Raw genomic sequence first — 23302 nt, 5'->3', positions numbered from 1 at the left:
CCATGGCAATCCCTACCCTGACCCGTCCCGCAGCCAGTACCACCACCGGCGACAGCCTCAAGATCCGCCAGCCGCGCAAGAAGCTGACAGTCGGCAGGATCGCCGCCATCACCGTCGCGGCTTTAATTGCCGTGCTGTGGCTGATCCCGTTTGCCTGGGCCACGGCCACCGCTTTCAAGACCGAAACGGATGCTGCAGCTCCGGACGTAACGTGGCTGCCGCCGTCGGGCTTCACCACTGACGCATTCGTCAAGGTGTTCCAAGACGGCAACATCCCGCTGTGGACGTGGAACTCCCTCTACACTTCCGCGGCGATCACGGCTATCACCCTGGTGATTTCGGCGCTGGTTGCCTACGCGCTCTCGAGGATCGACTTCAAGGGCAAGAAGGTACTGATGACCGTGATCATCGCGTCCATCATCATTCCGCCGCCCGTGCTGATCATCCCCTTGTTCTACCAAATGCTGGCGTTGAACCTGATCGATACCTCATGGGCCATCATCCTGCCGCAGGTCATCCACCCGGCCATGGTGTTCGTGCTGAAGAAGTTCTTCGACCAGATTCCGCGTGAACTTGAGGAAGCGGCCGTCATGGACGGCGCCAGCCGTTTGCGGATCTTCACCCAAATCATCCTGCCGTTGTCCCGGCCCATCCTTGCCGCCGTCGCGATCTTCGTGTTCATCGGCGCGTGGAACAACTTCCTCTGGCCGTTCATCGCCACCAACGACGGCAACCTGCTGACACTCCCGGTCGGATTGCAGACCATCAAGAGCGCCTACGGCATCCAGTACGCGCAGAACATGGCGTCCGCATTGCTTGCCGCGCTGCCGCTGATTGTCGTCTTCCTGTTCTTCCAGCGCCAAATCATCAAAGGCGTTGCGACGACGGGACTCGCCGGAACCTGACCCCGGCACCATCGGCTACCAAAAGTTTCGACACACACTACCAAGGAGATACATGTCCCGCGCACGCATCACCCTCGACCGCGACTTCACCATTGGCGAGGTACCCCGACGACTCTTCGGCTCCTTCGTGGAGCACATGGGCCGCTGTGTATACACCGGCATCTACGAGCCCGGGCACCCTGAGGCTGACGAGAACGGCTTCCGCCAAGACGTCATGAAGCTCGTCAAGGAACTCGGCGCCACGGTCATCCGCTACCCGGGCGGCAACTTCGTCTCGGGCTACAACTGGGAAGACGGGATCGGACCCGTCAGCGAACGGCCCCGCAGGCTGGACGGAGCCTGGCACACCGTGGAGACCAACGCCTTTGGCCTGCACGAGTTTGTGGACTGGTCCAAGCAGGCCGGCACGGAAATCATGGAAGCCATCAACCTGGGCACCAGGGGAGTGGATGCAGCCCGCGAGATTGTGGAGTACGCCAACCATCCCGGCGGAACCTACCTGTCCGATCTACGCGCCAAGAACGGCCACAAGGACCCGTTCAACATCAAGCTCTGGTGCCTGGGCAACGAGCTGGACGGGCCGTGGCAGATCGGCCACAAAACCGCCGACGAGTACGGCCGGCTGGCGCAGGAAGCCGCCAAAGCCATGCGATTCGTGGACCCCTCGCTTGAGCTGGTGGCCTGTGGCAGTTCCAGTTCCAGCATGCCCACCTTCGGGGCGTGGGAGCAGACCGTCCTCACCCACACCTACGATGAGGTGGACTACGTTTCCCTCCACGCCTACTACCAGGAACACGAAGGCGACGTCGGTAGCTTCCTGGCTTCCGCCGTCGACACCGACTACTTCATCGAATCAGTGATCGCCACTGCGGACGCCGTTCGCGCCAAGGGCAAGCACAAGAAGCACATCAACCTGTCCTTCGATGAGTGGAACGTCTGGTACCAGCGCGGCCTGGACACCGAGGATCAGCCGCACAACGTGGCCAAGGCCGGATGGCGCGAGCACCCCCGCGTGATCGAGGACAAGTACAACGTGACGGACGCCGTGGTGGTGGGAACGCTGCTCAACTCGCTGCTCCGCCACGGCGATCGCGTGAAAATTGCCAACCAGGCGCAACTGGTCAACGTGATCGCGCCGATCCTCTCGGAAGAAAACGGACCAGCCTGGAAGCAGACCATCTTCCACCCGTTCGCACGGATGGCCGAGCTCGCCAAGGGCCAGATCCTGAGGCTCTCAGTGGATTCGGACAAGTACTCGAATGCACGGTTCGGCGACACCGACCTGGTGGATGTCAGCGCCACCTGGAACGAGGAAACGGGCCGCGTGGCACTGTTCTTCGCGAACCGCGGCTTGGAAGAAGCCGCCGACGTCGAGGTTTCCTTGCGCGGTTTCGACGCCCGCCAGGTGCTCCGCGCTGAAGTTCTGGAGATCCCCGAAGGCGGCGACCGTTTGACCATCAACAGCCAGGATCAGCCGGGCCGCGTTGGCTTGACGGCTCTGGAAGGTGTGAAGGCGACTGGGTCGGAACTCCGCCTGACGCTGCCCGCCCTGTCTTGGGCCGTCGTCGAGCTTGACGTGGTGAAGGCCTAGCCTCGTACCCAACTGAGTCGCAGCAGAGCGCGTTTTGAGGGTTCAAAACGCGCTCTGCTGCGACTTACTTGGGTGAAGGTACGACGGCGGGGGCTACTTAGACGGCGCAGCCGTCCGGGCCGCAGGCCTCGGCGTCGGAAGCACCTACCGGGATGAGCGGGTTGGCTTCCTGCCATGCCTGGTTCAGTGCTTCGCTGAAAAGATCGGCGGGCTGGGCGCCGGAGATGCCGTACTTGCGATCGATCACGAAGAACGGGACCCCGGTGACGCCGATGGCGCGGGCCTCGTTGATGTCCGCGGTGACCTCTTCCGCGTATTTGTCGGAAGTGAAGAGTTCGGCCACCTCATCGGCAGGCAACTCAAGGGCGGCGCCAAGTTCTGCGAGGTACTCCTGGTTGCCGATGTCCTTGCCGTGCTCAAAGTGGTCGCTCAGCAGCCGTTCCTTGGCGGCATCCTGGCGTCCGTGGGCGGCGGCAAGGTGAATGAGGCGGTGGGCTGTGAAACTGTTGGCCACCACCACCTTGTCAAAGTGGTAGTCCAGGCCTTCACCCTTGCCGGTCTCAGTGACATGGGCGAACATTTGCTTGACTTGCTCAGGAGCCATGCCCTTGCGCTTGCTCAGGTAGTCCAGCTCCGTGCCGTCGTAGTGCTCCGGGAGGGAGGGGTCCAGCTGGTAGCTCTTCCACTCGATGTCTACCGAATCGCGGTGCGGGAACTGTGCCAGGGCGGTCTCGAAACGGCGCTTGCCGATGTAGCACCACGGACAGGCGACGTCTGACCAGATCTCAATCTTCATGCTGGCGTCAACGCCCTGACGTGGCACCACATTCCGGGAGCGCGCTGTTACTTTGCTCACTCAGCTAAAAGGTGTTGCCGTGGGTTGCGGCCAAGAATATGTTGGAAGCAGGTTATGCAGACAGCCTTTGGGTTGGGGGTTTATACAGAGAAGACCTTGTGCGAATCGGACTCATTGTTGGACCTTGGTTTACCGTACCGCCCGAAAAATACGGCGGAACAGAGCGTGTGGTGGATGCGTTGGCACGGGCCTTGTCCGACGCCGGCCACGACGTCCTGCTGGCGACGGCAGCGGACAGCACGTGCCCGGTGCCTCAAGTCCCCGGTTTTGGTCCGGCTGCGCCGGAGGACCTGGGACAGGCTTTCAGCGAGCTGGGCCACATCATCAAGGCCTACTCGGAACTGCGGGATGTGGACATCATCCACGACCACACCTTGGCCGGCCCGCTCTATGCCCACAGGCCACCCGGAATTCCCGTAGTCACTACTATTCACGGAACTTTGTCGCCCATCTATGCGCCGCTGTACCGGGACATGGCGCAGGACACCGGCATCATCGCCATTTCCCACGATCAGTGCAGCAGGATTCAAGATCTGGAGATTTCCGCCGTCATCCATCACGGGATCGACCTCTCCGCTGTGAGCCTCGGCCGGGGCGCCGGGGGATACGTCTGCTTCGTGGGGAGGATGTGCCCGGACAAGGGACTCATGGAAGCAGTGGAAATAGCGCGGGCAGCGGACGTCCCCCTGCGGATCGCGGCAAAGATGCACGCACCGGACGAACTGGCCTACTTCCATGATGTGGTGCAGCCCGCTATGGGAATCAACGAAGAGTTCCTGGGCGAACTCTCTGATCCCGAGAAATACGAGTTGATGGGCGATGCGATGGCCCTGCTCAACCCCATTCAGTGGCACGAACCCTTCGGGCTGGTGATGATCGAAGCACTTGCCACTGGAACCCCCGTTCTGGCCACGCCCATAGGGGCCGCGCCGGAAATCGTCAGGCACGGTGTCACCGGTTTTGTGGCGTCCACCGGCGAACTGGTGGAGTGCGTGGGCCGCATCCCGGACCTGAGCCGTGATGCTTGCAGGCGATCCGTGGAAAAATCCTTCAGCTCGCAACGCATGGCAGCGGATCACCTGGATTTCTACGCCAGGGTCATCGAACAATTCCGGGGTCGGCCTCTTCCCGGCGGGGACCTGTTGCAAGAGAATCAGAGGCAAGCCCTGTAAGGGCTAACCTCAAGGAGCACCCCGGAGGAGGCCTGTCGGCCATGACTGCATGGAACGAAGACACTGAGGCCGGAGCGTCGGAGCTTGGTGCAGTGACCGTGGTGGAAGGTTCGTCCTTCTGTATTTCCTCCCACTCCGGTGACATCCACGGAGGTGGTTCCCAAGGTGCCTACTACCAGGACACGCGGATTGTTTCGCGTTGGATCCTGCGGGTCAACGGTGCATTGAGGGAGCCGCTGGTTGCCCGCAATCCTACTGCCTTCCAGGCTGAGTACGTCGGCAGGGCCTGCTCATCAGATGGCAGGTTCGACAGCCCGCTGGTGGTCCAGCACCAACGGCACGTGGGTGCCGGCCTGCGGGACGACATCACCATCAGGAACTATTCAGGACAGGACGCCCCCTGCGAGATTGAACTGCTTCTCGACGCCGACCTCGCGGACCTCTTCGACGTCAAAGGCGGCCGTACCAACAAAGCCGGCCCACCTTCCAAGAAAGCGCATAAGAAAGAGCTGCACATCGAGTCCCTGCACTCCAGCCAGCGCAGGGGAGTGGCTTTCAGGGCCTCCGGAGCAAAGGTCTCCGATGAAGGACTGAGATTCCAGGTGACCATCCCCGCCCGGAGCCAATGGACCACCAGCGTCATCGCCATCCCGTTGACCAATGGCGAAGGACCGCAGGAACCCTTCACCGAAACCACACCGCTGCACCACACTCCGGGCGTTCGCCGCCACGCTGCCTGGGAAGAACATGTTCCCCGGATCTCCGTGACCGACAGCAATGTGGAAGAAGTCTTGGAAAAGAGCCAACGTGATCTTGGTTCGCTGCGGATCTTCGACCCCGCGCATCCAGGACGCGCCGCGGTGGCCGCAGGCGCGCCGTGGTTTATGGCCTTGTTCGGCCGCGACTCGCTGCTGGCCTCCTACATGTCGCTCATGGTGGATCCCAACCTGGCAGCCGGAACCTTGCAGACTTTGGCAACACTGCAAGGCAGCAAAGTGGACGCGGACTCCGAGGAAGAGCCTGGGCGCATGCCCCACGAGGTGCGGCTCGGGGTTACGGCAGGACTCGCCTTGGGCGGGACGGCCTACTACGGAACAGCCGACGCCACACCCCTGTTCGTCTCCACCCTTGGCGAACTCAGCCGCTGGGGCCTCGGAGCGGACATCATCGACTCCCTCCTGCCACATGCAGACCGCGCCATCGAATGGATGGAACAGTACGGGGACCGCGACGGCGACGGCTTCATCGAGTACCAGCGGCCTAACGCGCACGGACTGGTGAACCAGGGCTGGAAGGACTCCTGGGATGGCATCAACTTCGCCGATGGCCGGATGGCGGAAACCCCCATCGCGCTGTGCGAAGTGCAGGCCTACGCCTACGCGGCTTACGTGGCACGTTCGCTGTTGGCGCGGGCGGCGGGGGACACCGCAGTCGAACGCCGCTGCGCGGACCGCGCCGAAAAGCTCAAAACCGCCTTCAACGAGGCCTTCTGGCTCCCGGACCGGGGCTATTTTGCTCTGGCGCTGGACAAGGACAAGAAGCCCGTGGACTCCTGCACGTCCAACATGGGGCACTGCCTGTGGGTGGGAATCGTGGACGAGGACAAGGCGCCACTGGTGGCCGAACGACTGATGTCACCCGAAATGTTCACCGGCTGGGGCATCCGCACCCTGGGCTCGGACATGGGCGCGTACAACCCCGTCAGCTACCACAACGGCTCCGTCTGGCCCCACGACACCGCGCTCGCCGCCACGGGACTCATGCGGTACGGCTTCGTGAAGGAAGCCAGCCGGGTAGCGAGCGGACTGTTCGACGCCGCCGAGTACTTCGGCGGTCAGCTTCCGGAGTTGTTCTGCGGCTTTGACCGCAGCGACTTCGCGGAGCCGGTCCCGTATCCGACGGCGTGTTCCCCTCAAGCGTGGGCCGCTGCGGCGCCCATCCAACTCGCCAGGATCCTGTTGCGGTTCGATCCGGACTTCACCCGGAACGTGCTGCACCTGGCGCCGATCCTGCCGGACTCCTTCGGAGAGTTTCGGGCGGACAACGTGCTGCTGGGGCGCTCAAGGATCACCATTCAGGCGTCCGGTTCTTCAGGGAATGTGACAGGACTACCCGCCGGGCTGGAGTTGAGGTCCGATCCGCGGCCGCCATTGACGGGGGATTTGTTCGGCTAGCGTTTTTAGAGGCGGTGTTCCATCACGTAGTCGTGTTCCACGGTGTTGCCGAGCTTGAAGGACTTTGTGCCTACCCGTTGGAAACCGTTCTTCTCGTAGAAGCGGATGGCTTTGGCGTTCTCGCTGTTGACGCCGAGCCACACCCCGGAGGCGCCCTTGTCTGCAGCATTGGACAACGACGCCTGGATGAGCCGCGATGCGGCGCCCTTGCCGTGGTGCTCCGGGTGGACGTAGCACTTGCTCAGCTCGGTGGAGGGGAGAGCGGACAGCACGGAGGCGACGTCCGGGTCACTGGCCGGCTTGGCAATCAGCAGGGTGTACCCATTCAGCTGCCCGTCGTCGTCGAGCACCAGAACGGTGATGTTGGCGTCGGCGAGGTAACCCTTAAAGTTGACTTCGCTCAGCGTCTTGTCCAAGTGCGCCTGGATATCCGCCGGTGAGGAGCCGGGCGGGCAGGCCAGCGGAAAGGTGATGGCGGCAAGCTCGGCCAGCTTCCCGGCGTCGTGCGTTGTTGCAGTGCGGATTGTTTCAGTCACGTGGCCCCTTTGCGAGTTTTTTGGACGCTAATGCCCCCAAGAACGAATCTTAGGGGCATTAGCTGTACAAAAACTCCTGCTACTCCGCTTTGACCGCCAGTACCGGGCAGTCTGCCTCCAGCAGGATCCGTTGGGAGACGCTGCCCATGATGAGCTTGCCCACCGGGCTGCGGCGGCGAAGGCCAATGACAATCAGTGCGGCGTCATTGTCATCGGCGGCGTCCAGGACCTCGGCTGCTGCGTCGTGGCCCCGGACCGGTTGCTTGATGATGTGCTGGATGCCCTGGTCAGCCAGCCGCTCCTCGATGCTCTGGATGTCCGGCTCCTGGGCGTACCGGTTATCCACCAGGGCGTCGCCCTTGGAGGAGTTGATGACCAGCAGGGTGTCGTTGCTTTTCTTGGCCTCGGCGATGGCTTGCGTCAACGCCGCTTCGCCTTCCGGTGTGGGGACGTATCCCACCACGATGGTCATGGTTTCTCCTTGTATCTGCTGAAAATGCCTGGATGGGGTGGTCAGTCGCTGTAGTCGGCTGCGCCCGAATTGGCGGGAAGCAGTGGGGTCTTGGCAGGACGGTTGGGTCGGATGAGCTTGAAGATCAGCGGCCACACCAGAATGATCGCCACGATGATGTAGACCACGATCGCGACGGGTTCGCTGAAGAGGCCTGCGGGGTCGCCAGCGCTTAGTTGCAGTGTCTTGCGAAGCTGGCCTTCGATGCGCGGACCCAGGATGACGCCGAGGATCAGCGGCAGGACCGGAAGTCCAAACCGCCGCATCATGAAGCCCAGGGCACCGAGAACCAGCAGGATCACCAGGTCGAATGCCTGCAGGTTCACCGAGTAGGCGCCCAGGGTGGCGAAGAACAGGATGCCTGCGTAGAGGTACGGGCGGGGGAGCTGCAGCAGTTTTGCCCACACCGGTGCCAGGGGCAGGTTGATGAGCAAGAGCAGGAAGTTGCCAATGAAGAGGCTGGCGATCAGTGCCCACACCAGGGGACCCTGGCTGGAGAACAGCTGTGGGCCGGGCTGGATGCCGTAGGACGTGAAGGCTGCGAGCATGACAGCGGCCGTTGCGTTGGTGGGCAGGCCAAGGGCAAGCATGGGCGTCAGCGTTCCGGCAGCGGCCGCATTGTTGGCGGCTTCAGGTCCGGCGACGCCTTCAATGGCACCCTTGCCGAATTCCTCCGGGTGCTTGGTGAGACGTTTCTCCGTGACGTAGGAGAGGAACGTGGGGATTTCCGCACCACCGGCCGGGAGTGCGCCAAAGGGGAATCCGAAGGCCGTGCCACGAAGCCAAGGCTTCCAGGAGCGGGCCCAGTCCTTCTTTCCCATCCAGGGACGGCCTACAGGAATGACGTGCAACGGAGTCCGGCGCAGGTGGGCTGCAACCCATAGCGCTTCACCCACGGCGAAGATCGCGACGGCCACCACCACAATGTCCAAGCCGTCCACCAGCAAGGGCTGACCGAAGGTCAGGCGTCGTTGGCCGGTCACCGAGTCGATGCCAACCAGTCCGATTGCCAAGCCCAAAGCTAGTGAAGCGAAGCCGCGGAGCCTGGACGAGCCAAGGACGGCGGTCACCGCGAGAAGGGCCAGGATCATGATGGCGAAGTAGCTGGGAGCACCCAGGCTGACGGCGAATTGCACCACAAGGGGTGCGAAAACGGCTAGTAGTGCTGTACCGATGGTCCCGGCAATGAAGGAACCAATGGCCGCGGTGGCAAGGGCTTGAGCGGCCCTGCCCGCTTTGGCCATCTTGTTGCCTTCGATAGCCGTCACCACCGACGACGATTCACCCGGTGTGTTGAGGAGGATAGAGGTGGTGGAACCGCCGAACATGCCGCCGTAGTAGATGCCGGCGAACATGATGAAGGCGCTGGTGGGCTCCAACGCAGCGGTCACCGGAAGCAGCAAAGCAACAGTCATGGCCGGGCCAAGTCCGGGAAGGACGCCGACGGCGGTGCCCAGGAGGACGCCGATCACGGCGAACAAGAGGTTCATGGGGGTCAGGGCGGTGGCGAAACCGTCCATCAAGGAGGACCAGACGTCCATTAGAGGATTCCTTCCAGGAGCCCGGCCGGCAGTGCGATGCCCAGGCCGAGGTAGAAGCCGTAGAAGGTCAGCAGGGCCAGGGCGACGGAAATGAGGCCGTCACGGATGTAGTGGCGGCTGCCAAGTGCCAGCACGCTGCCCCAGAAGAGGACCGTTCCGGAGATGACCCATCCGGCCCAGTCGATGAGCAGGATGTTCAGAATGAAAGCTCCGGCCAGGGGGAGCACGGTCTTCCAGTCAGCAGGGTGGGCCAGGTCGACGTCCTCGCCGCCTTCAACTTCACCTTTGCCGCCGCGGAGAACGTTGATGGCAAGGAGGATGGCGCAGATGATCAGCAACCCGGAAACAATGAACGGAACAGTCTTCGGGCCCACCGGGTCCGACTGGGAGTATGGGGTCACCAGGCCGTTCGCGTCCAGGAAGACCAGGACGCCCACCGCGCCGAGCAGGAGGGCTACCCCCAGCTCGGCGCGGCCTTTAAGGCCTGTGGCTATGGAGCTCACGCCAACCCGAGCTTGGTGAGGACATCCGCCACGCGCTTGTCCTGGTCTGTCAGGAAGGTCTGGAACTCGTCACCGGTAACAAAAGCATCGGACCAGCTGTGGGTCTTGAGTGCTTCCTTCCAACCGGCAGATGCATGCATCTTCTCGAGAGCGGCGATAAGGGACTTCTTGTCGTCCTCGCTGATGCCCGGAGGTGCCACGATGCCGCGCCAGTTGGTGAAGATGAGGTCAATGTTGGATTCCTTCAGCGTTGGTGCGTCCACGCCTTCCAAGCGGTTCTCGCCACTGGTGGCCAGGACCCGGATCTCACCGGACTTGATCTGCTGCAAGTACTCGCCGGCGCCGGAAGCGGCGAATCCCAGCTTGTTACCGAGGATGGCGGGCAAAAGGTCGCCACCGCCGTCGTAAGAGACAAAGTTGACCTTGGTGGCGTCGATGCCAACAGCGCCGGCCAACTGCATGGGCAGGAGGTGGTCCGGTCCGCCGGGCGAAGAACCGCCGCCTACTGCGATGGAGCCCGGGTTGGCCTTCCACGCCTTCACCAGATCATCGATGGTCTTGTACGGGGAGTCCTTGCTGACCATGATGGCGCCGGGTTCCTCGATCAGCTTCGCCAGAGGCGTGGTCTCCGTAAGCTTCGACTCGGACTTGTTGGTGTAGCTCGCCCCAACAACACCCAGGCCCATGAGCATGGTGAGGTCACCGTTGCCCTTTTCATTGACGATGCGGGCGAGGCCAACCGTGCCGCCGGCGCCGGCAAGGTTGAATACCTCGGTGTTGGTGGAAATTTTCTCGTCGTCCAGTACCTTCGCGGCTGCCCGGGCGGTGGTGTCGTAGCCACCGCCGGGAGTGTTCGGAACCATGATCTGGAGTCCGGTGATGGGTCCTGCTGCGCCGGTGCTATCAGAACCGGTGGACTTACCTGTAGCACCGCAACCGGTGGCCATCAGGGCGATGCCGGCGGCGACGGCGGCGACTCGCAATGCGCGGATCTGGCGCATGGTGTTCCTCTTCTCATCATCGAAAATTCGGTGCAGGGCGGTCAGCGTTGTGCCCCGTTGATTTGATGCTAGGCGTGTGCGTGACAGGGATCACTCTTGTGTTCGCAGTGATCTTTAAGTTCATTGCGTTCACGGGTTTTGACGCGGTTTTGGCCCGTTGCAGCGGTCTGAGCTGGTCTTCTGCGCCTCTGAGGTATAGTTCCGATACGCCACGGGGGAGCTGTTATCCGCCCCCGTCTCACTGGCACCACCAAAGGAACCCGGCAGTGACCCGACTCACTCGACTGTCTCGAAGAAGAGGCATGTCCTTGGCAGGGCAGTACCTTGTGCTGCAGCTGCTGATCGTCCTGGCCGTTCTTGTTGCCGTCGTTGCCATTTCGCTGGCACAATCCGCCGCCTCCTTCGAACGAACCGAAGGGCGCCGGGCGCTGTCCGCTGCCGAAGCCTTGGGGAACAATCCCACCGTGCGTGTACTGCTGCCCACCGCCGAACCACGCGGCGGATCGGCACTTCCTGCGGTCGCCGAATCCGTCAGGACAGTCTCAGGGTCCGCCCACGTGGCCCTTGCCAAACTGGATCGCACCGTGGTGGCTTCATCCGACCCCAGCCTCCTGGGGAAGCCCCTGCCGTTGGGCGAGAGTAAGGTCATGGAAGGGCGGGCATGGACAGGGGTTCTGTCAGGCAGCAATGGTGCGGTCCTCTCCGCCCACGTCCCTGTGCTTGACGACTCCGGGAGAATGATCGGCATAGCCTCCATCAGCCGCAATTACCCCTCCACCCTGGAAAGACTGGGCGACGCCGTCCCCAACCTCCTCACCTATCTGGGCGTAGCCAGCGTGCTCGGAGTGGCCGGATCCCTCTTGTTGTCCCGTCGCGTTAAACGGCAAACGCTCGGCATGGAACCCAAGGAAATCACCGGACTCGTGGAGAACCGCGAAGCGATGCTGCAAGGCCTGAAAGAAGGCGTAGTAGCTTTGGATCCCCACGAACGCATCACGGTGGCCAACCAAAGCGCCCGGCAACTCCTCGGCCTGCCGCCGGACTGCGTGGGCAAGAAACTGCGATCCCTCCACGTGGATCCTGCGCTGAAGATCGTCCTCACCCGTGAGCAGTCCGACCCCGACCAATTGGTGCTCGTGGGGGAGCGGCTGGTGGTCATGAACCGTGTAGCACTCCGCTCGCACGGCCGCGATATTGGCTCGGTGACCACACTCAGGGACAGGACCGAGCTGTCCTCCCTGGAAAGTGAACTCGGCGCCACGCGCACCGTCACCGACACCCTGAGGGCCCAAGCACACGAGTTCGCCAACCAACTCCACGTCATCTCCGGCCTCATCCAAATCGGTGAATACGATTCCGTGGTCCAGTTCGTCAACGGGGTCACCGTCGACCGCACCCGGCTCAACGACGACGTCACCAGCCGCATAGAGGACCCCGCGCTCGCCGCCCTTCTTATCGCCAAAGCCAGCCTCGCCACCGAGCGAGGGGTGGAATTGCACCTGGATCCTCAATCCTCATTGCCGAGGGTCAACGAAGAGCTGTCCCGCGATCTCACCACTGTGGTGGGCAACCTGGTAGACAACGCGTTCGACGCCGTTACTGGACTTCCCGGGGCGTCTGTCCGCGTGCTGGTTGCCGACTCGGGTGACGAAGTCACGGTCACTGTCCGGGACAACGGCCCCGGGGTGGCCAGCGGCTCCGCGGAGGACATCTTCCGGCAAGGCTTCTCCACAAAAGAGCCAGGACCTGGAGATGCACGCGGTTTTGGCTTGGCGTTGTCACGGGTGATCTGCCGGCGATCCGGAGGTGATCTGAGCTTCTCCAACGATCATGGGGCGGTGTTCACTGCACGCTTCACCAAGAATGACTCTGATTCCACAAAGGGGGCAACGCAGCCGTGATCAAAGTACTGATCGTCGACGACGACTTCATGGTGGCCAAGGTCCACGCCGGATTCATCCAGCGGACGCCCGGCTTCGGGGTGGTGGGCGTGGCGCATACGGGTGCCCAGGCCTTGGTGGAAACCGAGCGGCTGCAGCCGGATTTGGTGCTGTTGGATATCCATCTCCCGGACATCAACGGGTTGGAACTCATGCACCAACTCAGGGACGTTGCCCCGGACCTGGATGTATTGGTGATCAGCGCTGCCCGTGAAGTGGAAACTGTTCGGAAGGCCTTGCGTGGTGGCATAGTCCACTACCTGATCAAGCCGTTCTCCCAAGCCGACCTGCAGGAACGGTTGGAGCACTATCTCAGCGCCTACCAGGGCTTGGACGATTCCAAGACAGAGGCCGAGCAATCGGACGTGAACCGTGTCTTCGGCTTAAGCGTGTCCGAGCGGACCCTTCCCAAAGGCTGCAGCGTGGAGACGCTCGAACTGGTTGAATCGGCGCTCAAAACAGCGCCGGGCGACCTGTCCGCCGCTGAGCTGGCAGAGCAACTCGGCACGTCCCGTGTCAGCGCACGCCGTTATCTTGAGTACCTCCACGATGAGGGTGCGCTGGAAGTCAGACTCAAGTACGGCGTCGGACGTCCTGAAAGGCGGTATGTGCTGAAGGGGCGGTAAACCAGCCGCGTGCCCTAGCCGGCCGGCTTCCACCCCAACGCCGGGCCCAGTTTCTGCGCGATGTCGGTGAGGATCTGCACGTAGTCCTCGTGGTCGAAGCTGAAGGGCAGCGCGAACGCCACCTCCTCCACTTCCTGGAAGCCTTCGTGGGCGTACAGTTGCGCGGCGATTTCATCGCTGGTGCCGATGAGATCCCGGGCAAACATCATGCCCTTCGGTCCCTGTGGCGTCTGCGTACGGGGAGTGCGTTCATCGACGTATCGCTGGTATTTCTCCCGCTGCGCAGTCGAAGCGGAATCAGTGGGGATCACCACCAGGCCCTGCGACGCCCTGGCGGTGTTTCCGGACGCTGCTGCGGCTTCTCGATACGCCCGGATCTGCGATTGCTGGACCTTGGCGAAGTCCGGTTCCTGGTTCTTGTCCGGGAAAATCACACTGCTTGACAGCAGATTGAAGCCGTTTGCCCCCGCCCAGACGGCCGACTTCATGCTGCCCGCCCCATACCAGAGGCGGCTGCGCAGCCCGGGAGAGTGCGGCTCCACCCGATTGGAGAATTCCTCCACAACGCCTTGCTTGCCGGAAAAGTCCCGCACTTTCTCGCCCGCGACCAAGCGGGCGAACCGGTCCACACGGGCATAGGAGAAATCCTCTGTTTCTGAAGATTCCGGGTACAGCTCATGCTTCACGGTGTCGTAGTGCATGGGTTCGCCCACGCTCAGCCCCGGGTTGATCCGTCCGTCTGCGAGCAGATCCACGGTGGCCAGGTCCTCGGCCAGCCGTAACGGGTTTTCCCAACCCAGCGGAGTGACCGCGGTGCCGAGCTCAATCCTGGAAGTGCGCTGGCTGGCGGCCGCCATCACCGCCACGGGGGAGGAGATCCCGAACTGCAAATGACGGTGCCGCAACCAGGCGCTGTCGAACCCCAACTGCTCACCGAGCTCGATGATCTCCAACGTGGACCGGTGGCCGGCAGCAGGATCAGCGGCATCGAACAGGCCGATGGTGAGGAAACCGAGCTTGCGGAGGGGATGTTCAGGAGTGGGCATGGGGTTCCTTCGCGTTCGGCGGGGCGGCTACTGCCCAGAATAGGTGCCGGCACCGACGACGACGGCGGGAGGTTACCTTTTGTGATGTGGCGCGGGTCCGGGTGGGTCTGAAAGTGATTCTGCATCAGGCAAGCGGAGTGCCATGCGACATTGCGCAGCAGCTTGCTGCGCAATGGTCCGAGCCGGAGAAATACAACAATCGTCCGGCGATCGGGAACTGCCATGAAACCGAGCGCCGACTCGTTGTTGTCTCATTGGAATGGGAGCTCGGCACGGAAGGGAGGACTGACCCGGCCCTACAGGCGCGAAACGCCGATAAGGGCCCATATGTCGTGGTGACGGCGGAAGTGTCAGGCTTCTGTTTGATTGGACGACGCGTACACGTTGGTCTTCTGAGATCTGCGTTTGGTTCTCCCGCCTCCAAGCATGAGAGCGCGAGCGTCAACTTCGTTCCTCAATCCGAGTGCTTGGTGACCTTTCGTTACTTCACACATATGTTGCGCCTGTCACATCTGTTTGCTTCCAAAAGCTGAAGCCCTGATCCTTGCATGACCTAGTTTTTTTAGCGCTTGTCAGAGCGTGCCCAATGGAGGACACAATTTATGACTAACGTTCTTTGGTTTTCTGAACTTGGCTTGTCCGACCTTGACCAGGTTGGCGGCAAAAATGCATCGCTTGGGGAAATGGTCCGGAATCTCGCCTCTGCCGGGGTGAAGGTTCCGGGTGGTTTCGCGACGACGGCGGAAGCGTACCGGCGTTTCCTGGCGGAGTCGGGCCTTGATGCGCGGATTGAGAGCATTCTTGAGGGCCTGGACAGCGGCGACGTCACTGCTTTGGCCAAGGTCGGCCAGGAAATCCGTCACCTGATCCGTGAAACACCGTTCCCGGCCGGATTCGAAGAAGACATCCGGACCGCTTATGAGCAACTCACCCAGGAGCATGGCGGGGATGTGTCGTGGGCGGTGCGTTCCAGTGCCACGGCTGAAGACCTCCCGGATGCTTCGTTTGCCGGGCAGCAGGAGACGTTCCTGAACATCAGCGGCATCGGGAACATCCTCCTCGCCATCAAGGATGTGTTCGCTTCCCTGTATAACGACCGCGCCATTGCCTATCGTGTGCATCACGGCTTCACGCATTCTGAAGTGGCGCTTTCGGCTGGCATTCAGCGGATGGTGCGTTCCGACGTCGGCGCTTCCGGCGTGATGTTCACCATGGACACCGAAACCGGCTTCACGGACGCTGTCTTCATCACGTCCTCGTATGGGCTGGGGGAGGCCGTGGTCCAGGGTGCTGTGAACCCTGATGAGTTCTATGTCTACAAACCCGCTTTGGCAGCTGGGCGGCCGGCCGTGCTTAAACGCGGTTTGGGGGAGAAGGCCGTGCAGATGGTGTACACCGAGTCCGAAGAAGTTGGCCGGACCGTTGACTTCATCCCGGTGACGCAGGATGCACGGAGCCGTTTCAGCCTCACCGATGCCGAAGTTGAAGAACTCGCCCGGCACGCGGTAGCAATTGAGGCGCACTACGGCCGCCCGATGGATATTGAGTGGGGTAAGGACGGTGTGGATGGCGAGCTGTACATTCTTCAAGCCCGTCCTGAAACCGTCGAGTCCCGTAAGGCCGCTGGTACCACGTCCCGGTACACCCTGACGGAGCGTTCCACGGTGTTGGTGGAAGGCCGGGCGATAGGTCAGCGAATCGGCGCAGGGCAGGTTCGGGTGCTGTCCTCGATTGACCAAATGGCCTCGTTCCAGGAGGGCGATGTCCTGGTGGCGAACATGACAGACCCTGACTGGGAACCGATCATGAAGAAGGCCGCCGCGATTGTCACTGACCGGGGCGGGCGGACCTGCCATGCCGCGATCATTGCCCGGGAACTGGGCATTCCCGCCGTCGTCGGTACCGGGTATGCGTCCCAGATCCTCAAGGACGGCGCTCCGGTAACAGTGTCCTGCGCCGAGGGCGAAGCCGGGCTCGTTTATGAAGGGTTGCTGGAGTACTCGCTGCACGAGACCAGCGTGGAGACCATGCCGGAGGCCCCGGTGAAGATCATGATGAACGTGGGAACTCCGGAACAGGCGTTCAGTTTCTCCAAGCTCCCCAACCACGGCGTGGGTTTGGCTCGACTGGAGTTCATCATCAACCGGCAGATCGGCGTCCACCCCAACGCCCTGCTGGCCGTGGCAGGTGAAATCGAGCGTCCGGCCGCGTTGGATGACTACACCGTCCGGCAAATCCAGGAAAAGACCTCCGCCTACGACGGCCCCCGCGATTACTACGTCAGGCGCTTGGCCGAGGGAATCTCGACCATCGCCGCGGCTTTCGCCCCCGAACCGGTGATCATCCGGCTTTCGGACTTCAAGTCCAACGAGTACGCCAACCTGATCGGTGGTCCGGCATTCGAACCGGAAGAGGAGAACCCGATGATTGGGTACCGGGGAGCGTCCCGGTACCTGTCTGCGTCCTTCCGGCAGGCCTTCGAACTCGAATGCGAAGCACTGAAGTATGTGCGCAACGACATGGGCCTGACCAACATCAAGCTCATGGTTCCGTTCGTGCGGACCTTGGACGAGGCCAGCGGTGTGATCGACCTCCTTGCTGCCAACGGTCTGCGCCGGGGCGAGGATGGGCTGGAGATCGTGATGATGTGCGAACTGCCAGCCAACGCGCTCCTCGCAGATGAGTTCCTGGAGTACTTCGACGGCTTCTCCATCGGCTCCAACGATCTGACCCAGCTCACCCTAGGCCTGGACCGCGACTCCGCCCTGGTAGCCGAAGGCTTTGATGAACGGAATCCGGCCGTGACCAAACTGCTGGAGATGGCGATCACGGCGTGCCGTGCCAAGGGCCGGTACGTGGGGATCTGCGGCCAAGGCCCCAGCGACCATCCGGACTTTGCCGAGTGGCTGCTCGGACAGGGCATTAGTTCGATTTCGTTGAACCCTGACGCGGTGACCGAGACTTGGCTGCGCCTGTCCCGCACCACCAGCACTACGGTCTAAATGGCAGAGCACCAAACCGTAGGGGCGGGCGCCCCGTCCGCCCCCACGGTGTTCTTCCTTTCCGACAGCACCGGGATCACCGCTGAAACACTGGGCAACACGCTGTTGACCCAGTTCCCTGGCCAGCGGCTCGAACGGCGAACCATCCCGTTCATCAACACCGTCGAGCAAGCGCGCGAGGTAGTGGCGCTGATCGACCGGGTAGCCGCGGCCGGTCCGCAACCCATCATCTTCTCCACCACTGTCAGCCAAGACATCCGCGCTGTTCTATCCCAAAGCCGCGGGCAGTTCTTCGACCTGTTCGGTACCCACATCGGGCAACTCGAACAAACCCTTGGTGCGCAAGCGAACGGCAAGCCCGGCCAGGCCCACGGCGTGGGCGACGCGGTGCGCTACCAGTTGCGCATGGCTGCCGTCGAGTATGCGATTGAGCACGACGACGGTCAGTCGCTTCGGGCGCTCGAACGCGCCGAACTGATTCTCATTGCCCCGTCGCGGTGCGGGAAAACTCCCACCACCATGTACTTGGCACTGCAGCACGGCATCCTCGCCGCCAACTTCCCCCTGGTGGAGGAAGACTTTGACACCATGACGCTTCCGAAGCCCTTGTTGCCGTTTGCGAGCAAGTGTTTCGGGCTTACATCACAGCCTGTCCGGCTCAGTCAGATCAGGCAGGAACGCCGTCCGGGCAGCAGCTACGCATCGCTGAACCAATGCAGCTTTGAACTTCGTCACGCCGAGGACATGTACCGGGCCAATGACATCCCTTACGTGAACTCGGCATCCATGTCCGTGGAAGAAATTTCCGCCACGGTCCTCCAACGCATGCAACTACACCACTAATCAACAGTTGCCGTGATTCACTAGGCGATTTCAGCAGGCGATGACGTTGACCGCAAGGCCGCCGCGGGAGGTCTCCTTGTATTTGCTCTTCATGTCTGCGCCGGTCTCGCGCATGGTTTTGATGGCGGTGTCCAGGGAGACGTGGTGGATGCCGTCTCCGCGCAGGCTGATGCGTGCGGCGTTGATGGCTTTGTTGCTGGCCATTGCGTTGCGTTCGATGCAGGGGATTTGCACCAGGCCGCCGACGGGGTCGCAGGTGAGCCCGAGGTTGTGTTCGATCCCGATCTCGGCTGCGTTCTCGACTTGTTGTGGGGTGCCGCCGAGGATTTCGCAGAGGGCGCCGGCAGCCATGGAGCACGCGGAACCGACCTCGCCCTGGCAGCCGACTTCGGCTCCTGAGATGGACGCGTTGGTCTTGAACAGGACGCCGATTGCCGCTGCTGTTAGCAGTGGAACGTTTCGAGGTGCAGTTCAAGGGCAGCGAAGCGCACGCCGCCGCAGCCCCGGACAAAGCTATCAACGCTGGCGCAGCTGCCAGTTTGGCCCTGATGAACATGGCAGTCCTGCGGCAGCACTTGCCGGAAAACGCCAACACCAACGCCTTCATCTCCCACGGCGGCGGCGCAACGAATGTCATCGCCGGCGACTCCACCGTGCAGGTGGAAGTCCGGGCCGGGAACGTGGATGTGTGGCGGGACCTCAAGCGGCGCGTGCTCGCGTGCTTCGAGGGCGCGGCCATCGCCACCGGATGCACTTGGACGCACCGACAGACCGAACACCCCTACGCCCCGCTCAACACCCACTCCCGGCTGGGCAAGGCCTGGGATTCGAACATGGAACTGATAGGGCGGCCCGTGGATACCACACCAGTTTTCGGGGGTGGGTCTTCGGACATGGGCAACGTCTCCCAGGTGATCCCGGCCGTGCACGGCATGGTAGTGGTCCGCAACAGCACTGCCGTGCCACACCACCCTGACTTCACAGCGGATGCAGCCTCCCCTGAAGGCGACGAAGTAGTCCTCGATGGCGCAACCGTCCTGGCCCTCACCATCCTGGATGCTGCCCTCGACCCGTCCCTACGGGCAGAGCTGCTGGAGCTACAGGCCTCCCGTGAACCCGGGGCAACCACCGTGAGCCTCCAAGCCTGACAATGGAAAGGGTCAGCCGACAACCCGCCCACCTGCAGTTCGTCGGATCCGACCAAGCACCGAGCACACTTTCGTTAGCTGGACAGGCGCCGTGCCAGAAACGTAAGGATAGGAAGCAGAGAAGCCCCGGGGACAGTGTCCCCGGGGCTTCGTTCTAGGCGCTTGTTGCGGAAGGCCGATTACCAGAGCCAGCGCCGGCTCCGGCCGAATCGCTGTCCGGTCTACACCCCTACCGTCTTCAGGTAGTTTCGGATCCCGTCCACCACCATCTGGTGGTCCTCATCCGAAGACAAGCCGGACACCGTTACAGCACAGATCACGCCTGCGCCTCGCGCACGGATGGGGAAGGAGCCACCGGCCAAGGTGTAGTCCTCATGCGCGAGCCAGCCCCCACCGAGAGGGCTGTGACCGCGGACAGAGAACTGTTCCGAAATTAGGGCGGTGCTGTGTTCGAACCGCAGCACGGTTGCGGACTTTCGGCGGATCCATTCTTCCTGGTCCGACGTCGCGCCGGGCAGGACGCAACGGAAGAGCACGAGGTTGTGCCGTCGGATGTCGATTGCGACGCCAAGCTCCGAAGCGATGGCGTGGTTGGCGATCAACGAGCCGAGTCGCCAGGCGTCGTGGTGATCGAACGAAGCGAAGACCAGTTCTTCTTCCTGCTGGTGGAGTTCAGTCAAGCGCGGTGACTCAGTCATTGTTCGTTCCCTTCCAATATGGCATCGGACCCGTATCGAAGGCCGATCTGCTTCCGGATCTCGTCCATGGCAGCCATGATAGCCACGGACTCGGCTGGCGGAAGGATGGTTCCGGCAGTCTCGCCTGAGCGGATCAGGCGCTCCAACTCGGCGGCCTGGTACTGCATGCCCCGGCTACTGACGGGCTGCTCGTAGCGCTCTACAACAGCGCCATCGACCGCGAAAACCGTGAACGGAACCGGGTTGTACCAAGTGTGTTCAATGTCGATCCACCCTTCGGTCCCGATGACCATGGCACGGTTCGGGCTGGCGGCGTCCAGCTCACAGTCCACAAGTGCTTGGGCGCCGTTAGCGTATTCAAAGATCGCTGCCGTCTGGCGGTCCACTCCGGTGGCGGACATGGAGGCGCTGGCCTTAATCGTCGCAGGCGTGCCCAGGACGTCAAAGGCAAACGAGATCGGATAAATGCCCAGATCCAGCAGTGCTCCGCCGCCGAGGGCGGGATCGTTCAGCCGGTGGGCGGGGTCCTTGGGAAGGCTCTGGTTGTGGGTGGCCACCACCTTGCGTACCTCGCCAATGGTGCCGGCAGCGATGAGCTCCCGGATGCGGATCATGTGAGGCAGGAACCGTGTCCACATGGCTTCCAGGGCCACGAGTCCCTTGGACTCCGCCAGGTCAACGACCTCTTGTGCCTCGCGGGCGTTCATGGTGAACGCCTTCTCCACCAGCACGTGCTTGCCCGCATTCAACGCCAGCAAGGCATTTGCGTGGTGGAAAGGGTGTGGCGTGGCGATATAGACCACGTCAACCATGGGGTCAGCAACAAGGTCCTCATAGCTTCCGTGCGCGGTGGCCACGCCGTGCTCCTCGGCGAACAACTCACTCGATTCCAAGGAGCGCGATCCCACGGCTTGCACCGTGAAACCGTTCTGGTTCAGGTCCTTGGTCTGGAGCCCGGCAATAAATCCTGTGCCGAGAATGCCCCAGCGGATTGTTCCATCGGAGGTGCCATTGCTGAGGGTCACGGGATTAGTCCTTGCTGCTGAAGGCGGCGTCGAAGGAGCTCTGCGACGCCGGGAAGTCGAACTTCTTCAGGGCGGCGAGGGCTTCGGGGGCGCCGTGGAGGCGGTCCATTCCGGCGTCCTCCCATTCCACGGAGATGGGTCCGTTGTAGCCGATGGCCGTGAGGGCACGGAAGGATGATTCCCAGGGCACATCGCCGCGTCCTGCGGAGACGAAGTCCCAGCCGCGTCGGGGGTCGCCCCAGGGCAGGTGCGAGCCCATCACAGTGTTCCGACCGGTGGGGCGGAGCTTGGTGTCCTTGCAGTCCACGTGGTAAATCCGGTCCTTGAAGTCCCAGATGAAGGACACGGGGTCGATGCCCTGCCACATGAAGTGGGACGGGTCCCAGTTCAGGCCGAATGCTTCCCGGTGACCGATCGCTTCGAGGGTGCGGACGGTGGTCCAGTAGTCGTAGGCGATTTCGGAGGGGTGGACTTCATGGGCGAAGCGGACCCCGCAGTCGTCAAAGACGTCCAGGATGGGGTTCCAGCGGTCGGCGAAGTCCTGGTAGCCGGCGTCGATGACCTTCTCCGGGACGGGCGGGAACATGGCGACGTACTGCCAGATGGAAGAGCCGGTGAAGCCCACTACGGTGTCCACTCCCAAAGCCCGAGCCAGGCGGGCAGTGTGCTTCATTTCCTCGGCGGCGCGTTGGCGGACGCCTTCAGGCTCACCGTCGTCCCAGACCTTGGAGCCGACGATCGCTTCGTGGCGGAAGTCGATGGGGTCATCGCAGACTGCCTGGCCCTTGAGGTGGTTGGAGATGGCCCAGACCTTCAGGTTGTACTTCTCCAGGACGGCGAGCTTGGATTCGACGTAACCGGGTTCGTCCCAGCGCCAGGCGTCCAGGTGGTCTCCGGAGACGGCGATTTCCAGGCCGTCGTAGCCCCAGCCGGAGGCGAGTCGCGCGACTTCCTCGAAGGGGAGGTCGGCCCATTGGCCGGTGAACAGGGTGTACGGGCGGGGCATGTCAGGCTCCTTCAGTGACGGATGCGTTGAGCTGGATCAGTGAACTCTTGGCGGCTGCGGACTCTTCCACGGCGGCCAGGATGTGCTGGACGTTCAGGCCCTCTTCAAACGACGGCGACGGCGACTCGCCAGCGGCGATCGCGGTGAGGAAGTCCCGGATCTGGTGCGTGAAGGTGTGTTCCCAGCCAATGATGTGACCCTGCGGCCACCACGCTTCGAGGTACGGGTGCTCGGGTTCGTTGACCAGGATCCTCCGGAATCCCTGTTCGCGGACGGGCACTGTGGTGTCCATGAAATTGAGCTCGTTCAGGTTCTCCAGATCAAACGTCAACGAACCGAGCGAGCCATAAATTTCGAGCCGGAGGGAGTTTTTCTGGCCGGTAGCCACGCGGGAGGCTTCCACTGAGGCGATTGCCCCGGAGGCGAGCGAAAGGTTAACCCAGGCGGCGTCGTCGACTGTGACATCCTCCAGTCCATCTGCGCCGGGGCGCTGATCAACGAAGGTCTGGAGACGGCCGGAGACCTCGGTGACCGCATCATCCAGGAGGTACAGGATCTGGTCGATGGCGTGCGAAGCGATGTCGCCCAGCGCACCGGATCCTGCGGTTTCCTTCCGCAGGCGCCAGGTCATGGGGGACTGGGCATCGGTCAGCCAGTCCTGCAGGTACGCGGCCCGGACATGCCGGACGGTGCCGAGGCGGCCTTCCGCAATGAGTTCTCGTGCGAGTGCAAGGGCGGGGACCCGGCGGTAGTTGAAGCCGATCATCGACTGCACGCCGCGGGCCCTGGCTGAAGCGGCCGCGGCCACCATGGACTCAGCCTCGCCGATGGTGTTGGCCAGCGGCTTCTCCACCAGGACGTGCTTGCCGGCTTCCAGTGCGGCTACGGCGATTTCCGCATGCATCCAGCCCGGTGCGCAGATGTCGATGATGTGGATGTCGTCCCGTTCAATGACGGAGCGCCAGTCGGTGGCAGACTCGGCCCAGCCGTACTTGGCGGCAGCTTCTGCAACGGCGTCGGCGTCCCGGCCCACCAGCACTTTCTGCTCGAAGGCCGGGACGTCAAAGAAGCTGGCGACGTTCCGCCAGGCATTGGAGTGGGCTTTGCCCATGAAGGCATAGCCGATTGCTGCCACGCCCAGCGGGGAGGGGGTATCGATAGTCATGATGTTCCTCGCC

General features: G+C 62.5%; 20 protein-coding genes and 1 pseudogene. 9 read left to right on the top strand and 12 right to left on the bottom strand.

The window, feature by feature from the left end; translation table 11 throughout:
* The first annotated feature begins 2 nt into the window (after positions 1–2).
* A complete protein-coding gene (locus J7I86_RS03135) occupies positions 3–905 on the top strand; it encodes a carbohydrate ABC transporter permease (RefSeq protein ID WP_214815417.1) in 903 nt (300 codons plus the stop codon).
* A 52-nt stretch (positions 906–957) separates the two neighbouring features.
* Positions 958–2496: an alpha-N-arabinofuranosidase gene (locus tag J7I86_RS03130; RefSeq protein WP_214815414.1), complete on the top strand. Its 1539-nt coding sequence runs from the start codon at positions 958–960 to the stop codon at positions 2494–2496.
* A gap of 97 nt (positions 2497–2593) precedes the next feature.
* Here the strand turns inward: J7I86_RS03130 and J7I86_RS03125 are convergent, their stop codons facing one another.
* Positions 2594–3292: a DsbA family protein gene (locus J7I86_RS03125; protein ID WP_214816829.1), complete on the bottom strand. Its 699-nt coding sequence runs from the start codon at positions 3290–3292 to the stop codon at positions 2594–2596.
* A 158-nt stretch (positions 3293–3450) separates the two neighbouring features.
* Between J7I86_RS03125 and J7I86_RS03120 the strand changes: the two genes are divergently transcribed.
* Positions 3451–4524, top strand: coding sequence for a glycosyltransferase family 4 protein (locus J7I86_RS03120; RefSeq protein WP_214815412.1), 1074 nt, complete (start codon positions 3451–3453; stop codon positions 4522–4524).
* A gap of 41 nt (positions 4525–4565) precedes the next feature.
* Positions 4566–6698, top strand: a complete 2133-nt coding sequence (locus J7I86_RS03115; protein ID WP_214815410.1) for a glycogen debranching N-terminal domain-containing protein — start codon at positions 4566–4568, stop codon at positions 6696–6698.
* Between the two features lie 5 nt (positions 6699–6703).
* Here the strand turns inward: J7I86_RS03115 and J7I86_RS03110 are convergent, their stop codons facing one another.
* From J7I86_RS03110 to J7I86_RS03090, 5 genes are all read right to left on the bottom strand, one after another.
* Positions 6704–7234, bottom strand: a complete 531-nt coding sequence (locus tag J7I86_RS03110; RefSeq protein ID WP_214815408.1) for a GNAT family N-acetyltransferase — start codon at positions 7232–7234, stop codon at positions 6704–6706.
* A gap of 79 nt (positions 7235–7313) precedes the next feature.
* Entirely contained in the window at positions 7314–7706 is a 393-nt protein-coding gene (locus tag J7I86_RS03105) for a universal stress protein (RefSeq protein ID WP_214815406.1), read from the bottom strand.
* Positions 7707–7747: 41 nt separating this feature from the next.
* Positions 7748–9286, bottom strand: a complete 1539-nt coding sequence (locus J7I86_RS03100) for a tripartite tricarboxylate transporter permease (RefSeq protein ID WP_214815404.1) — start codon at positions 9284–9286, stop codon at positions 7748–7750.
* Complete coding sequence (locus J7I86_RS03095) at positions 9286–9789, bottom strand: tripartite tricarboxylate transporter TctB family protein (protein ID WP_214815402.1); 504 nt, start codon at positions 9787–9789, stop codon at positions 9286–9288. Before J7I86_RS03095 ends, J7I86_RS03100 begins: the two co-directional genes overlap by 1 nt.
* Positions 9786–10790, bottom strand: a complete 1005-nt coding sequence (locus J7I86_RS03090) for a tripartite tricarboxylate transporter substrate binding protein (protein ID WP_214815400.1) — start codon at positions 10788–10790, stop codon at positions 9786–9788. Before J7I86_RS03090 ends, J7I86_RS03095 begins: the two co-directional genes overlap by 4 nt.
* A gap of 302 nt (positions 10791–11092) precedes the next feature.
* On the opposite strand from J7I86_RS03090, the gene J7I86_RS03085 reads away from it, so the two are divergent.
* Both J7I86_RS03085 and J7I86_RS03080 read left to right on the top strand, forming a co-directional pair.
* On the top strand, positions 11093–12691 hold the full coding sequence (locus tag J7I86_RS03085; protein ID WP_214815398.1) for a sensor histidine kinase: 1599 nt from the start codon (positions 11093–11095) through the stop codon (positions 12689–12691).
* On the top strand, positions 12688–13356 hold the full coding sequence (locus tag J7I86_RS03080; protein ID WP_214815396.1) for a response regulator: 669 nt from the start codon (positions 12688–12690) through the stop codon (positions 13354–13356). Before J7I86_RS03085 ends, J7I86_RS03080 begins: the two co-directional genes overlap by 4 nt.
* 14 nt (positions 13357–13370) lie before the next feature.
* On the opposite strand, the gene J7I86_RS03075 is transcribed toward J7I86_RS03080, so the two are convergent.
* On the bottom strand, positions 13371–14402 hold the full coding sequence (locus J7I86_RS03075; RefSeq protein WP_214815394.1) for an LLM class flavin-dependent oxidoreductase: 1032 nt from the start codon (positions 14400–14402) through the stop codon (positions 13371–13373).
* Positions 14403–15004: 602 nt separating this feature from the next.
* Between J7I86_RS03075 and ppsA the strand changes: the two genes are divergently transcribed.
* Entirely contained in the window at positions 15005–17404 is a 2400-nt protein-coding gene (ppsA, locus tag J7I86_RS03070; RefSeq protein WP_214815392.1) for a phosphoenolpyruvate synthase, read from the top strand.
* Positions 17405–18247, top strand: a complete 843-nt coding sequence (locus J7I86_RS03065) for a pyruvate, water dikinase regulatory protein (RefSeq protein WP_214815390.1) — start codon at positions 17405–17407, stop codon at positions 18245–18247. It begins immediately after the preceding gene.
* 30 nt (positions 18248–18277) lie between these two features.
* Here J7I86_RS03065 and J7I86_RS03060 read toward each other — a convergent pair.
* Positions 18278–18697: pseudogene (locus J7I86_RS03060) on the bottom strand (L-serine ammonia-lyase, iron-sulfur-dependent, subunit alpha); the annotation flags it as partial.
* Between J7I86_RS03060 and J7I86_RS03055 the strand changes: the two are divergent.
* Positions 18697–19395 (top strand): peptidase dimerization domain-containing protein, encoded by a 699-nt coding sequence (locus J7I86_RS03055; RefSeq protein WP_309476669.1) that lies wholly within the window; start codon positions 18697–18699, stop codon positions 19393–19395. The pseudogene J7I86_RS03060 and the gene J7I86_RS03055 sit on opposite strands and share 1 nt — an antisense overlap.
* Before the next feature lie 221 nt (positions 19396–19616).
* On the opposite strand, the gene J7I86_RS03050 is transcribed toward J7I86_RS03055, so the two are convergent.
* From J7I86_RS03050 to J7I86_RS03035, 4 genes are read right to left on the bottom strand one after another with little or no spacing between them, the layout of a single operon-like run.
* On the bottom strand, positions 19617–20093 hold the full coding sequence (locus J7I86_RS03050) for a heme-degrading domain-containing protein (RefSeq protein ID WP_214815388.1): 477 nt from the start codon (positions 20091–20093) through the stop codon (positions 19617–19619).
* The gene (locus tag J7I86_RS03045; RefSeq protein WP_214815386.1) at positions 20090–21118 is read right to left on the bottom strand and encodes a Gfo/Idh/MocA family protein; all 1029 of its coding nucleotides are present in this window, start codon (positions 21116–21118) and stop codon (positions 20090–20092) included. The genes J7I86_RS03050 and J7I86_RS03045 overlap by 4 nt, the downstream gene beginning before the upstream one ends.
* A 4-nt stretch (positions 21119–21122) precedes the next feature.
* Positions 21123–22124 (bottom strand): sugar phosphate isomerase/epimerase, encoded by a 1002-nt coding sequence (locus J7I86_RS03040; RefSeq protein ID WP_214815384.1) that lies wholly within the window; start codon positions 22122–22124, stop codon positions 21123–21125.
* A gap of 1 nt (position 22125) precedes the next feature.
* Positions 22126–23289, bottom strand: a complete 1164-nt coding sequence (locus tag J7I86_RS03035) for a Gfo/Idh/MocA family protein (RefSeq protein WP_214815382.1) — start codon at positions 23287–23289, stop codon at positions 22126–22128.
* Positions 23290–23302 lie beyond the last annotated feature (13 nt).

It is taken from the genome of Arthrobacter sp. ISL-95 (assembly GCF_018613695.1).
Taxonomy (GTDB): domain Bacteria; phylum Actinomycetota; class Actinomycetes; order Actinomycetales; family Micrococcaceae; genus Arthrobacter.
The sequence above is the reverse complement of the archived record's forward strand: the minus strand, read 5'-3'. Positions and strand labels throughout refer to the sequence as shown.